The organism is Ignisphaera sp. (assembly GCA_038735125.1).
Lineage (GTDB): Archaea > Thermoproteota > Thermoprotei_A > Sulfolobales > Ignisphaeraceae > Ignisphaera.
Genome location: JAVYNU010000005.1, coordinates 56,700 through 71,052, shown reverse-complemented (window position 1 = coordinate 71,052; position 14,353 = coordinate 56,700). Strand labels below are relative to the sequence as shown.

The 14,353-nt window shown below is 38.9% G+C and carries 13 protein-coding genes; 1 reads left to right on the top strand and 12 read right to left on the bottom strand.

Annotation, left to right across the window (positions count from 1 at the left end; translation table 11 throughout):
• Genes cdhD through QW284_06550 form a run of 6 tightly spaced genes read right to left on the bottom strand, consistent with a single transcriptional unit; the run spans position 1 to position 6,984 of the window.
• Positions 1-1,335, bottom strand: a complete 1,335-nt coding sequence (gene cdhD / locus QW284_06575) for a CO dehydrogenase/acetyl-CoA synthase subunit delta (protein ID MEM0339334.1) — start codon at positions 1,333-1,335, stop codon at positions 1-3.
• Positions 1,332-2,963, bottom strand: coding sequence for a CO dehydrogenase/CO-methylating acetyl-CoA synthase complex subunit beta (gene cdhC / locus QW284_06570; GenBank protein ID MEM0339333.1), 1,632 nt, complete (start codon positions 2,961-2,963; stop codon positions 1,332-1,334). The genes cdhD and cdhC overlap by 4 nt, the downstream gene beginning before the upstream one ends.
• A 24-nt stretch (positions 2,964-2,987) precedes the next feature.
• Positions 2,988-3,524 carry a carbon monoxide dehydrogenase beta subunit family protein gene (locus QW284_06565; GenBank protein ID MEM0339332.1) on the bottom strand — a complete coding sequence of 179 codons (537 nt, stop codon included), beginning with the start codon at positions 3,522-3,524 and terminating at the stop codon, positions 2,988-2,990.
• 10 nt (positions 3,525-3,534) lie between these two features.
• Positions 3,535-5,919: a CO dehydrogenase/acetyl-CoA synthase complex subunit alpha gene (cdhA, locus tag QW284_06560; GenBank protein MEM0339331.1), complete on the bottom strand. Its 2,385-nt coding sequence runs from the start codon at positions 5,917-5,919 to the stop codon at positions 3,535-3,537.
• A 55-nt stretch (positions 5,920-5,974) separates the two neighbouring features.
• On the bottom strand, positions 5,975-6,751 hold the full coding sequence (locus QW284_06555) for an AAA family ATPase (GenBank protein MEM0339330.1): 777 nt from the start codon (positions 6,749-6,751) through the stop codon (positions 5,975-5,977).
• A 38-nt stretch (positions 6,752-6,789) separates the two neighbouring features.
• Positions 6,790-6,984, bottom strand: a complete 195-nt coding sequence (locus tag QW284_06550) for a CooT family nickel-binding protein (GenBank protein MEM0339329.1) — start codon at positions 6,982-6,984, stop codon at positions 6,790-6,792.
• A gap of 155 nt (positions 6,985-7,139) precedes the next feature.
• Here QW284_06550 and QW284_06545 point away from each other — a divergent pair, with 155 nt between their 5' ends.
• Positions 7,140-8,279 carry an ATP-grasp domain-containing protein gene (locus tag QW284_06545; GenBank protein ID MEM0339328.1) on the top strand — a complete coding sequence of 380 codons (1,140 nt, stop codon included), beginning with the start codon at positions 7,140-7,142 and terminating at the stop codon, positions 8,277-8,279.
• Here the strand turns inward: QW284_06545 and QW284_06540 are convergent.
• The 6 genes from QW284_06540 to QW284_06515 form a co-directional block, all read right to left on the bottom strand.
• Positions 8,236-9,162 carry a coenzyme F420-0:L-glutamate ligase gene (locus QW284_06540; protein MEM0339327.1) on the bottom strand — a complete coding sequence of 309 codons (927 nt, stop codon included), beginning with the start codon at positions 9,160-9,162 and terminating at the stop codon, positions 8,236-8,238. The two genes, QW284_06545 and QW284_06540, sit on opposite strands and share 44 nt — an antisense overlap.
• An 8-nt stretch (positions 9,163-9,170) precedes the next feature.
• The gene (locus QW284_06535) at positions 9,171-10,073 is read right to left on the bottom strand and encodes a RimK family alpha-L-glutamate ligase (GenBank protein ID MEM0339326.1); all 903 of its coding nucleotides are present in this window, start codon (positions 10,071-10,073) and stop codon (positions 9,171-9,173) included.
• A 37-nt stretch (positions 10,074-10,110) separates the two neighbouring features.
• Positions 10,111-10,794, bottom strand: a complete 684-nt coding sequence (locus tag QW284_06530; GenBank protein MEM0339325.1) for a HisA/HisF-related TIM barrel protein — start codon at positions 10,792-10,794, stop codon at positions 10,111-10,113.
• A 47-nt stretch (positions 10,795-10,841) separates the two neighbouring features.
• Positions 10,842-11,606 carry a (5-formylfuran-3-yl)methyl phosphate synthase gene (locus QW284_06525; protein ID MEM0339324.1) on the bottom strand — a complete coding sequence of 255 codons (765 nt, stop codon included), beginning with the start codon at positions 11,604-11,606 and terminating at the stop codon, positions 10,842-10,844.
• Between the two features lie 91 nt (positions 11,607-11,697).
• Positions 11,698-12,576 (bottom strand): tetrahydromethanopterin S-methyltransferase subunit H, encoded by an 879-nt coding sequence (locus QW284_06520; protein ID MEM0339323.1) that lies wholly within the window; start codon positions 12,574-12,576, stop codon positions 11,698-11,700.
• 58 nt (positions 12,577-12,634) lie between these two features.
• Positions 12,635-14,242 carry an NAD(P)H-hydrate dehydratase gene (locus QW284_06515; protein ID MEM0339322.1) on the bottom strand — a complete coding sequence of 536 codons (1,608 nt, stop codon included), beginning with the start codon at positions 14,240-14,242 and terminating at the stop codon, positions 12,635-12,637.
• Positions 14,243-14,353: the final 111 nt, after the last annotated feature.

The window sequence follows — 14,353 nt, the reverse complement described above, 5'->3', positions numbered from 1 at the left end:
CTACACCACGGGAAGTTTTGTTGAAAGCCATGACAAAGCCTTTTCGGGGTCTCTTGGCTTTGGATCTGAGAAGAGGTATTCTCTAAGACTCTTCAAAACCTTCATTGTAAGTGGGTGTAGAACCATGAAGTAGTCAGCACCTGCAAGGAGGCAAATAACACATGTTAGCGTTTCCCACAGAGATCCTCTAACCTCTTTAGGTCCCCAGTAGGGATCCATTGTCATCCATGCCTCCCTAGCACCCCAGGCATTTGCTGCTCCGACATTAAATGGGTGTTGAAGTAGCTCATTGCCTAGAAGCGCTGCCAGTCTTGATCTCTCCATGGTTGTAAATCCATATTCTGTTCCATAACCAATGCCACCTATGTTTAGATCAAGCAATATCCTGTTTCTGGGTATCCATGTATACACCTTTCTATTTATCTCCTCAGCTTTCTCAACACTCATAGGGGAGAAATCTATCACAACAGCGTTTGTCTTTGCTATGTTTGGACAAACCTTCTCTAACGCCATATCAAGATTTAGACTGTTTATAACTAAACCCTCACTGGGAAAAGCATTTGCAATAGCGTTGAAAACCTCAATATCTTTTTCTGGATTGCCACTACCACCAACAACAATAGGCGTTTTAACTACTTGCAAAAACCTATCAACTGTCTTAACGGCTTCTTCTGCAGAAGCATTCTTTAGCGTGGGATCTGTACTAACAAGGTGAATATCTATAGCTTCTGCACCAAACTTTTTGACCCATACCCTAGCCCACTCCTCTGGATTATCTAAAGCATCTCCAAAAACCTGTCTAACAGCTCTAGGCAAACCAATTTTCATATCAAATGTGTCTCCTCCGAAGGCTGGTAAATGTGGTGGCTTATAGCCTGTGAGATAATAGTATGGTGGAAGCTCATGTCCACCTAAAACAAATGATGTTTCCCTGGTTCCCCCCTCACTTTTAGTAGCACCTATTTTAACCTCAACAACTTTTCCAGTAAAATTCGGCTTCGGCTCCTCAAAACCTATCCTCATCAATTCTACAACTTTCTTTCCAACAATCTCAACAGTTTTAGCTATAGCTATGGCAGCTTGGGTTTCCGGCTTCGCTTCAGCAACTTTTTGCGGAGGTGGCGTAATTGTGATTGGAATTGGTAACGTCTCTATGGCTGATGATGGAATTTGCAACTCTACTTCATCAAATGCAAGCTCTATGTTGTATAGCTCTACAACACCCTTTTCAAGTGCTTCAGCAATTTTTGCTAAAAGCCCTGCAATCTCTGCATATCTCTTCGACTCTTCTTCATCATTTTGTCTCTTTCTTAATTCATCTCTATCTCTACTCACTTCTTCTCCACCTCACCTCTCTTTATAACCATCTTCTCAATCCTTATTTTAACACCCTTCAAAACAACATTTATTGGAGGTCCTCTAGGCTGTGTTAATTGGGTTGGAATTGTCACTGAAACTGTTATTCCACCTGGCATGGGAATTGTTACAGCTTGTAGGTTTGCAGGAGCCACAACAGCTGGTGTTGGCTGTGGTGTTACTTGTGGTAATTGTATCGTTGGTGTTGGCTGGACTTGTGTGAGTTGTGGTGGGGGCTGTACTTCAGCAGACTTCTTTTCCTCTTCCATCTTCTTCTCAGCAGTCCTCTCCTTCTCCAGAATCTTCTTTGCTGCTGGATGGCCTTTCTCAATGAGAAACTTTTTAAGTTCGTCAACAGTCTTAGCCTCCTTCTCAGTAGCTATTTTATCTCTAAGCTCCGGGGGTATGGCATCTAATACACGCTCTTTTAGTTCTGAGGTCATCCAGACGATTCTCGTCCATCCACCATCTGCTTGGAAAAGCTTTTTACTTCTAAGATATAAAAGCCCTATTCCCTGGAATCCTGGAACCTGCTTACCACCTCCAACAGTATCTGCTATTTGACTAAATCTTAGACCTATAGGTGTTAACCCTCCATAGCCTCTATTAACAAGTCCAACTGCGTCTAATTCAGGTATGTAGAATGTTGCTATTTCGAAACATCCACATATAGTTGGCGGATATTCAAATAAAGAATATAGCCTAATCCTCTGTATAGCCCCATTAGAAAGCTTTTTAACAGCTTCATTAACACCCTCATACTCTCCAGCTACAGGATCTAGGCATCTCCCCTTTGGCACAGGCTGTATAGGACCTTTGGGATCTATTTGCGATGCAACTCTTGCATCGAGCCATGATATAGCTCCACATGCGGATGGTCTTTCCGGTGTAATTATGCATGTATGTGTTGGTGCAAATGATTGGCAGAGTTTACATGAATAAAATGTGTCTACATCCTCATCTCTAAGCCCTAGTGCCCTTCTATCCCTCTCCTCATAAACTTTTATAGCTTGCGGATATAGAATCTCAACAACTTTTGCATCTGTTATGAAATATATTCTAAGCTTCTCTATTATTGGAAAAGCTGATTTGAAGAGCCTATATAAAGCTGTTCCAATGTATCTAAATGAATTCAAGCCTTTTTGATAAGACCTCTTACTTACCCTAAGCCAAATCTCATATCTCTGATTGAGATGCATATATCCCTGAATATAGTTGCTAAACTCATGGATACGCCTCTCAAGAACGCCCTCAGCTTGGGACTCCAAACCCCTTCCAGCAGCTTCAAATATAACTGCATATTCATAGCTCTTCCCCTCACTCATCTCATTCAAATCTGGCCCAACAACAACAATCTCTCCATCTTCAACCTCTTCAACTGATTTAACCAAAAACAACTCAAATTTATATTTAACCTTTGGACCCCCAAGCTCAACAAACATCTCCGGGCCTCTAACCCTCTGACCCTCATATTGGGGACCTACATCAACTGGTATATCAGAAAACATCCCTTTTTGTGGCGGAGGCGACACTTTGAAAATCTTTATTGGTATATTGGAAGGTAGTTCAATTCTCTCAATTATCTTTAGGGCTATGCTACTAGACATAATTACCACACTCTAAAGCCACAATTATTTCTGCGCAACAGATTTAATGTTTTCAATAAGTTGATTTAAGTTTTTGTACCATATTGTAAGTGGTAGTGAAGGCAATGTCCATGTGGCATTTGGTTGTGCATATGGATCTAGAGATAGTGTTTGGATTTCTGGTTTGTAGTGTTTTATGGAGTTTAGAAGTAGCCAGCCATAGGCATATCTAAAGCCTATGAAAATTGCTAATCTGCATGGTATTAGACCTTTAGATATTTTTTGTATGGCTTCTAGAGGAGGTAGGATTTTGTATTCTCTGAATCCATTATCATCAAGTTTTTTAACAACATAAGAGCTTGATGTTATGATGGGGCTTTTCAATGCTTTTGCCATTTCAATTACATGTGTGATGACGTCTCCAACAGCTTTCTCTATTTCCTCTATGTTAGATCCTATCAATATTACTTGTTGACCCACGAATTTCCTAATTATTTCAACTGCTTTAGAGGGATCCATTACTAATGTAGCTTTTATTGGACCAGGTGGTATGTCTCCTTTAAGCCAATACTCAAGTGCCATTTTACGTCACCTAAGTCGGCACTCCCTTTCTTCTCAATTCATACTTTTCCACAATATCTCTTAGTAGTGTTGGGTTTGCTGCAACAGTTCTCTCTTTCCACCCAACTTCTTTGAGATAATCCATAACCTCATCTCTATATGTTACTGGTATATCCCCTTCGGTTCTAATGTACAGGTGTATATCTGGTGGGAGTTTATCTGAGCCGTAGAACTGTTTGTACAGAGATATGTAGTTTGTTAGTTTTATTGCTCTCCCCTGCGGGGTGTCAGCGGGTCTTATGCAGAGTTTTGGAACCATAACCATAGCTTCTTCGAGACTTTCGGCTGCATAGAATAGGTGTAGTGGTGCTGGATCTAGCCTAACCTTCTCACCAGTCATTGCATCGTATCCTACCCAGCTCTCCTCATCTGTTTCATCCCCCATAAGCATTCTTCTGTATTTAAGTCCGTGAGGACCAACTATGACTGGTATACCTAGCCTCCAGAAACCTGATGCTATTGCAGCTGCTTTCTGGCTCATAGCACCCCATGCAACTCCAACAGCACCAACTCTATTGAGTATGTAGTCTGCTATTTCAGCATAGTTTGCTCTTAAAGGTAACTTTGCAAATATGTTTGCAATTTTTATTACAGCTCCTGCTATATGTGCATTTGCAACACATGAACCGACATTGATAATTCCACCAGCTTCAAAGATGCCTGAAAACTCTTCATATGGTGTCTTGTCCTCCTCACTCTTCATCATGGCTATTGCCATAGCTGAACAGCCAGAAGCTACAACGATGTATCTTCTAGAGGCAAATTCCCTAGCCATCTTAGCAACATCATTAAAGCTATCAGGCCAGTTAGCACAGCCTACAAAGGCTACAACACCTGGTATGGTGCCAAGGACAATATCCCTTCCAACAGCTCTAATCTCAGTGTCTTGTATAGGTCCTCTACCAACCCTAACCTTATACCTCTCATTTAATAACATTCTCTTTGCAGAGGCTAGCATGAGTGTTAGCACTGGTATTTTTCTTGGACAATCATATTCACATCTTCTGCAAGCGAAACATTTTTGGTAGAGTGACGCAAGCTTGGTTAAATCACCTTTTGCCGCCAGAGCCATTGCAGAAGATATTGGGAGGTTTTGAGGACAGTTTCTCTCACAATTTCTACACATTGTGCATCTCTTTGCATACTCTACAACAGCTTCCTCGTTCATTAAACTCAATTTATATTTAGCTCTCTGTGGAGCTATTTTCAAAGCTGTTTTAACAGCTACTTGAGCGGCTTTATCCTCATCTAATATTAGTGCACCTGGTATCTTTCCTGTGACAAGTTCCTCAACAACGGAGTCTGGGTCTGCGTGGGTCCTATCTGGAAGTCCTCTCATCGCCTTATCTGATGTTGCTATTAGTATAGCTCCTATATTCTTAACCTCCTCAAGAATGTTAGTATATATGCATTGCTCATCAATTACAACAACATCTGGGATGCCTGTTCTAATAAATCTTAGCTGCCATGATATGGGCCCAACAATTTTAGCTCTCTTCTTCTCATATCTTGTAAGGTCGTGGGCTGTGCAGCAAAGTCCGCAAACCTCGACCTTGTCTCTAATGCCCATAGCCTCTAGATAATCTATTATAGCTGTAGATGGCAATACATTATGGCCTATCACAAGGATAACTGGTTTAGATGAATCTATAGTTCCAATACCAATGTCTACCAAAGGTGCATTAGGATCTGCTTTGGGGAAGCCTAGAGAGACTATTTGGGTTACATCAGCTATCTCAAGTGCTACATGATCCAGCATTCCAAGGTGTAAAACCTTAGATTCATAGTCTATCCAATCACCTTCCTGACCAGTATGAACACTGGCAAGCGTTTGAACGATCTGCCTCTCAACATAGTCTAAAACAATCTCTAAATCCCTAAGAGTTTTTGGTTTAACACCTGTGACAAGTCTTGTTATAGGCATCTCCACATAAACTTCTCCGCCAAGGTCTATGGAAGTGTCTTCGCCAAACTCCTTCTTGAGCTTGTCAAGAAGCTCTCTAGCATGGCTAGCATGGGTTGATGCGCCAACGGCACAAACAAGTGTTACTAACCTAGATTGCTGCTCCGATAGATTTAATCCGCAAGAGCCCCTTTTACCTCTTGACAAGTCACATCTTCCATATGTACACAAACAACAAAGATCACAATATGGTAGATAGAGAGGTTTGTATCGTCTCAATAGAGTGTGGTCCCAATGGCGCAAAGATGCTACTGTTGGGAATGGTGTGGGGCCAGGAGGCTCCTCCCATTCCTCAACAACATAGCCAATACTTATATCAACACCTTTAACCTCTCCAATAGAAGTCTTAATTTCATCAATTTTAAATCTCACGTTCTTAAATGGAACACTCATAAAACTACGTCACCAAAGGAATTTTGATGGCCTTGATCTTTTAAGCTTTTACCTCTCATTTTAAATGAAACATATTCAATATTTTATTTTTTAATTCTTTCAATGAGTCGATAGCTGGCGAAGATTGCTTATAGTCTAGAAGTGAAACCCCATTGTAATCGGCTTCAATAATAGCTTCATCAAATGGTATCCAATGAAATATCTTCTTACCTACACTCTTCTCGATATTCTCAATTTCTTCAATACTTCTAATCTTATTTGCTATAACCTCTAGCCTCTTTACACCAATATCTTTTGCAAGCTTCTCTATCTTCAATGCAGTATCTAGGGATTTCATCGATGGCTCTACAACAGATAAAACGAGATCAACACCTCTAATAGCACCTCTACTCATAGGCTCTAAACCCGCCACCATATCTATTATCACCACATCTTTTCTGCCGAGAACAAGATGCGATAGTAGTGCTCGTAAAAATGCATATTCTGGGCAAAGACATCTTGTTCCTCCTTTCTTCACTTCACCAAGCTTTAAAACAGTTACATTATCGGGTCCTTTAATACCAAACCTCTCTATAACATCATCGACCTTTGGATTTAATCTGAAAAAACCGTCTGGTAAAAGGGTTCTAGACTTTATAAACTCTTCCTCATCGAATAGAATAGGCGCTTTGTCAGCAACATCTCTTGGAATGCCAATGGCTATAGCTAAGTTAAGACTCGGGTCTGCATCAACAGCTACTACGCTAAAACCATCTCTTCCAATAAGCCTAGCAAGAGTTGCTGCTATAGTTGTTTTTCCAACACCACCCTTTCCAACAACAACAATCTTCATAATAAAAAGCCTTTGGCTTTTCCTTTAGTAGCAAATCCCTACTTAATCTTTCTAAGCACAACCTTATGTCCAATAAAATCTATGCTCTCAATAACAGCATTATCTATTTCATACCTCTTACCAGAGATATCGATAAATACATACCCACCGTTTTTTGGAGTCATCGAAATAGCTTCTTCAATAACAAGTTTTGTTTCATTACCCTCCTTCACATAAACCTTTGATTCGCACATAAGATTCGCCAAGGAAAATTTAGCTCGATTCAAAATTAAAGTTTTTATCGAGTTTTAAGTACAAATATTAAAATCCTCTATACATGGTGTCTAATTGTTTTCCTGGTATAAAGCTTTATAACTCATTGTTCATAGTTTTAGACTTTTGTGATTATATGGCATCTATTCTATTATCAGAATATGTTGTAAGTTCATATGGATGTGTTAGCAGGTATAAGTCTTTGCTTGGCGAAGCGTATAGTATGGTCTCAGCAATCGCTAAAGCACTTCAGAGAAGTGGTGTAAATATTGTCATTACTGTTTCGAAGTATCTTTCAAATTGTTTTAAAGGCTCAGTAGCTGTTGTTGAGGGTGATTACATTGAGTTTGTTAGCAAACTGAGTGTACATTTTGATAATGTAATTGTTATAGCACCTCCAGTGGAGCTTGTGAAAACAGTTGAGAGAATTGGAAACAAGTTTCTGGGTCCTTCATATGACGTTGTTAAGAGACTTTCTCATAAATATGAAACTATTCTCACATTAGATAAATGTGGTGTTAAAGTACCTTACACAAGGATTTTATGCAGAGGAGATGATGTTAAACAAGTTTTAAAAGACTTTACAATGCCTTTAATTGTGAAACCTGTTGTGTTGGCCGGCTCAGAGTGTGTATTTATCGCTAGGGGCGTGGATGACGCTATTAAATATTCTCAAATTGCTTTTGAGTGTGATCCAACTGGTTGCATAGTTCTGCAAGAATATGTTGATGGTGTTCATGGGAGTATATCAGCTGTTTTTAATAATGATAGAGTTGAGCTCTACAGTCTTAATTTACAGTTGATACTATTGAAGGGTAATAAACTTGAGTACAGAGGGGGCATACTACCAATAAGAAATACAGTGTATAGAGGTTTGGCTGAGGGTGTACTCAAAAAGCTTTCTAATTGCATTAATGGGCTCAGAGGTTATATAGGATTAGATGTTGTGTGGAATGATAGTGGTATGTATGTAGTTGAGGCTAATCCAAGGTTCACAACATCTACTATAGGAATTGCTGAAATCTACGAAGATTTTGGCTCAGTTCTTCTAGGCTTTAAGAAAGTTGGTGGTGTCTACTTGGGGGATATCACAAATGGTTATATATACATAGCTAAGAATGACAAAAGTAAATCGTCTCAGATTTGCCCGGATATCAGCGAAGAGACTCCCATGCTTACTGTGAGAAGGTATAACACTTTGAAAGATGCTATCGGGGAAACAGATTATAAAATTATTGAGAAGCTTGCTTATAGAGTTGACAAGGATCTATTTTAAAGCATGCTCCATTAGCATCACAAAACATGATTTTCACTAAGATAGCTGGATAATGCTTGACAATGTTCATATCAGCCCATGTTATATCATCAAAACTATTCTTACCTAACCTCCTCATCATCTCCATAGCGTTTCTCCCCAGGCCTGACCCCATATACTTTTCAACTTTTTTTGAAATGAATAGAATCAATGGTAATTCCACATTTGTGCAGCTACATGCTACTGGTGTTGGATATTCTTTAAAGAGTTTTCTAAACCTCTTTCCAATGAAATAACCAATAGCACCAAAGTCTATAACACCTCTAATTTCTGATCGTCTTGTTGAAAACACCATTCCCCTTAACCACCTTGGCTTATAACACCTATCAGTATCAATTATGAGTATGCAAACCCTTTTCCCAATCTCCTTGTATATATCTGAAGAGATTTTAATTGCAATGTCGTTTGCCTTTTTTAGTGGTAGAGAGACGTATTTGTATGGAAGATTAGAAGCATCTATCCCTGCTTCTGACAATGGCTTAAAGAAATGCTTCAAACCCCCAATTTTTAAGGCAAGTTTTTTATGTGCAGCTATAGCATTTATTGGCATGTTGTTTAATAGATATATTGTTTGAGGAGATCTAAAGATGTAGCTGAATAGCTTAGCCCACATAGTGTTACACAGCTTTGTTAAAAGAGTTGATAGCGGATCCAATAATATTGAGTTCTCGTCATAGATATTTCCAGTGGCTGTAGAGATAGCCTTTTCAGAAATGACAATCACATCTCCATTATCTACGTGTTTGCCAAAGGCGTTGACAATCTCATTCACTATATCTGTACCTGGATACCAATAGCTAAATGGTTTTCTCAAAAATATTAAAGTTATCCTATACCTAGTCACAAAACTTGCTACCTTCTAGCCTTCTCAATAACGTATCTAGCGATTTCCTTGGCTATATCAATTTCTTTATGAACTTCTTGAAGCCCTCTCCACCCCGGCTGGCTATTAACCTCTAATACAAATACCCCAGATGGTAAACGAACTATGTCAACTCCTGCAATATCGCATTCAAGAGCTTTAGCAGCTTTAATGGCTACTTCCTCAACATCTGGATCTAGCTTATCTATCTTCACAGGTATGCCACCTCTAGCAACATTTGTTTTCCACTGGCCTATTGGTGCTTTCCTGTACATAGCTGCTAAAACTCTGTCACCAAGAACAAAAGCTCTTATATCTTCTCCACCGTGCGGAAGAAACTCTTGAATATATGCCACATGTCTAGTGAACGTCAGTGTTCTTATCACCTCCCACAGGATGTCCCTGTCTCTAATTCTTGCTCTCGTGCTTCCATGGCCTCTAGATCCGAACATGGGTTTTACAACAACATCGCTTGTTTTAAGCATTTCAATGGCTCTCATAGCTAGAGAGCTTCTCTCAGTAGCTACAGTTCTTGGAACTGGTATTCCATTCATCTTTAATGTGTAGAGAGATCTGAACTTATCAACGCATTTCTCTATAGCCGAAGGCTTGTTGAATATAGGTAGCCCAAGTTCTTGAAGTGCATAGAGGATATCTATTCTGAAAATAGCTTGGTCAAGACTGACACGGCCAAATGGTCTTACGACTACGGCAGAGAGCTTTTCAGTAATATCTATGTTATTCACATAGAATCTGGGTTTATCATAGTCAAGATAAGCTATGATATCTCTAAACCAAAATGTTTGAACATTGCATCCAAGACTCTTAAAAGCTTCTATTAAATGCGATGAACTCCAGCTTCTAGGGTTTCTAGTAATTATGCCAATGTCCATAAAATCACGTTACAGTTAAGAAATGGAGATGACTAACCTAATATTCGCATCTATCAATCAAACCTCTATGAATAGCTGTAGCAACAAAGGCATATTTTACTCCAAGCTTCTTCAAAAGGATTATGTCATTTAAATCCCTTAAACCGCCACCAACACCAATATCAACATCTTTACATATATCGATAATGTTCTTCAGAGTTTCTACATCAAAACCTCTGGCTGTGCCAACTCTATCAAGAAATAATGCAATAACCATTTTAGTATTTCTATTGCACACTTCATTAGCGGCTTTAACAACATCTATCTGTTTATTTTTAAACATTACTACATTGCTTTTCATGTCCAAGCTAATGGCTCTACCGCTTAAAACATCTAGTTCATTGGGATAAACAAGATATTCTGTTCCAATTACATAGACAATATTATTGTTATCCTTCTTTGCAATGCCATTTCTACCAATATCAGCAAAAACTTTGAAGCTGAGATTTAGAGCCGCATCTAATACACCTTCGTTACTCCCCCTACCGATTATAGCATCCAAATCAGCTATATAAACACCTCTACAGCCAAGTTTTTTAAAACCATTGAGAACATCTATAGGGTTAGGAGATGATGCAACAACACTTTTAGAAAGAGGCTTATACTCCTCTCTTCTACCAGCTACAGCATGGACAACAACACCATTCATAATATCAATGACGGGAACAATTTCTAGCAACATTTTACTCTCTACCCCTTATGAGAGTTTCTTTCTACATGGTGTCACATTTATTTTGTGCTGAGGTTCCCCTCCTCACTATTTAGGGCAAGGTTTCCAATTGTAGTTAATAGCTGAAAATGGTCATCAATTATTCTTCTCAATTCATAAACAAGATTCCTAGACACATGCCCACCTCTACCACCAACACAAACAGCACCTCTAAATCCAATAACATCAAATCCAAGTAGAACAGCATCCCTTATATGATCTTTTTTTAGTCCACCAGCAATTGCTGTAAGCAAATCATTTTTCTTTGCTTTTTCAACAAATTCCTTTAAATAATTTTTTGAGAGTATATCAAATGTGGATAAACCATTTTTTGAAAGGGTATCTATCATAACACCATGGGCTTTAGAGCTGGTTGCTATATCAATCAAGTCTAGAGGGTCTATAACCCCCCACTTCATGTAATCTGCATAGCCTACAAAAATAACCCTAGATTTGCTTGAGTTTTCCATAACCTCTCTAGCTATTTGTGATGCTTCTTCATAATTTCTAACTGCAAATCCCACTTTGATATAGTTGACCAAACCATCGATAGTTGTTGCAACATAGCCTATTTCAGGCGCATACCTCCTAATATCACCAATAGCAACGCTTGTTTCCCTTAAGCCATTGACCAACCTAATAACTTCTTTCACAACACCTATTCTGGGAAGCCCTAAACTACCAGAAAGAGGATCTTTAATATCTACTATATCTGCCCCACCCTCTATAGTGTCAGAAACCTCTGAGGGGAGGTAAACCGATATTAAAAGCTTTGGTTTGCGCATTAGTGAAAACACCAAACAGCAGTCTGGATTTGTTGTGTGATTTGAAAATAGATTGAATAGATCATTATGATTTGATAGCTGTTGCAGGGCTTTAGATCTGGATTAGATTCTCTTTTCTTCTTGCTAGATATCTATAGGAATTGTATATGGTGTACGCAGCTGGAAAGACCTCCTTAGCCGATTCGATTGGTCCATAAAGCAGGAAGTCTGCGCCTATGACTAGTGTTGCTATGTTTGAAGCTATTTCACATGCTCTATAGCCCTCAACGCCAAATCTCTCTTTAAAAGCTTTTCTCTGTGTCGAGACAGCATTATGCGCTCCACTGCCAACAGGGAGACCATATCTTGATTTAATTTCTATCATTGTTTTCATAGCTACCGAAAGGCTTGGTATATCTATTACAAATGTATCTACAAGAATTTTCTCGATGCCATAGTTCAAAGCCTTAGTTAATATGGTTTCAAGATTCTTTATCCTGGCTTCAACATCCATGATCTTATCTGTATATAGTAATGCTATAGTGGCTTTAACACCATATTCTTGGAGAAGCTTATACTCCTCATCTTTTGATTTCGCTGTTAATGAATTATATATAACCCTATCTATAAACCCAGCTTCTTTTGCATATTGGAACCCAGATCTCATTATATTTATATCTGGAGAGTCTATAGATATAGGCATTTTAGTTATGTTAGAAACAAACTCTAGGTATTTGACCATAGCATCAGGAGAACCTGCAACGACATCTATCATAGCCGGTATTTTTGTTTTTGAAGACATCTCCTCGACTAATTTTATCAACTCCTCAGCTTTAGATTTATCGAAAACACCTTGCTTAGCGTCAGCAACAATTTTGTGTCCATGATAAAATATTGTACCTATTAGCACAGGTGGATTCTCGAAGCCTGTTCCACCAAACTTTACTCCACTAATTTCGAAAACCTTTTGCTGTGTTTTATAATTGAACATGGAGATAGCCCAGGATATCACTATATTGGCTATGCTTAAAAGTTTAAATGAATCTATTTTAAATGAGTTTAGGCATGTATCTATTCAAAATATATTCAGGATCTTCTCTAAGCGTCTTCACTGCTTTTGGAAGGTATTCCATAACATCATCTGGTGTTACACCATCTTCCCCAAGTTCATCAGCTGCCAAATCACCTGCAAGGCCATGTAATAAAACAGCCATTCTTGTTGCATCGCCTATGTCTCTATAGCCAATACCATACATAGCTGCGATCGTGCCTGTTAGCACGTCTCCCATGCCTGCTTTTGCCATTCCTGGATTTCCAGTCATGTTTATGTATATATATCCATCTGGTCTACATATCAATGTGTGGGCCCCCTTCAAAACGATATAGCTATTTATATCTATACAAATCTTTCTTAAGATATTAATGGGGTCTTCGAGAATCTCTGATGCCTTTAGTTGTGTTAGCCGAGAGAACTCGCCCAGATGTGGGGTTATTACTGTAGGCGACTTTCTTTTCTTTAACACCTCAATGTTTTTAGCTATAGCTGTTATACCGTCACCATCTATTATAATAGGCTTTTCAACAACACTAACAAATTCTCTTATAAATTCCTGAGTCTCTGCATTCAATGAGGTTCCAGGGCCTATGGCGATAATGTCTATGTCGAGTTGCTGAACCAGTTCCAGGAGTTGATTCAGATTATTTTTCGCTATACTACCCTCAGATGTTTCCTCGAGTGGTATAAACACTATCTCACTATTTCTAGATGCTATATATGGCACTATAGACTTTGGTGCTGCAAGCCTTGAGTACCCACCCCCAGCCTTTAGAAAAGAGTATGCAACATAGTATGGAGCTCCATAATAATATCTAGCACCTGCTATAGCAAGAAACTTTCCAAAAGTTCCCTTGTGCCCCCATCTTACCCTTTCTGGGGGTTGGATAGGATAGTTAAGCTCAACTCTTATATCATTTGACTCTAAAAGCTGTGGTGGGTACGAAAGCTTCGAGACATAGAGTTTTCCACAATAATAGTATCCTGGATAAAGTATGTTCCCATATTTTGGAAGCCCAAAGGTAACAGTATATGTAGATCTTATAGCAACTCCATATACCCTCCCATTATCGCCTCCAATACCAGATGGTATATCAACGCTAACCACAGTCTTTCCAAGCTTATTTATAGCCTCTATAACATCTCTTCTAAAACCTGTTACCTCACCCCTCAAACCCACACCAATAATTCCAACCACAAAAACATCACAATTTCTAGCAGTTTCATAAAATATCTTAACATCTTCATCACTTTGAATAATCTTTATAGGGATTCCCACAGCCTTAGCAAGCTCAAGATTCTTTTTAGCAAGCTCAGAAGCTTTCGAGGGATCCCCAACAACATATACCTCAACACTACATCCAGCAGCATAAAGTCTTCTTGCAGAGACAAGCGCATCACCACCATTATTACCTGTACCGGCAACAATACAAAACCTCTTATTAAATAAACCAATCTCGCTAGCTATCAGATTAAATATAGCTGTTCCAGCATCCTCCATTAGAAGCTCATGGGATATTCCATAAACCTTAAGAGCCTCTTCATCCAATCTTCTCATCTCGTCAACGCTACAAACCTTTAGCCTTGGAGGAATGTTTTTCAAGATAAAAACACCCCCAAGCTCTTCTAATAATTTTGTGTCTCACCTTAAATTTAAAGCTGCTAATACCAAGATAATCATGTATGTGAAAGTTTACTAGATAGGCCCTAGAGA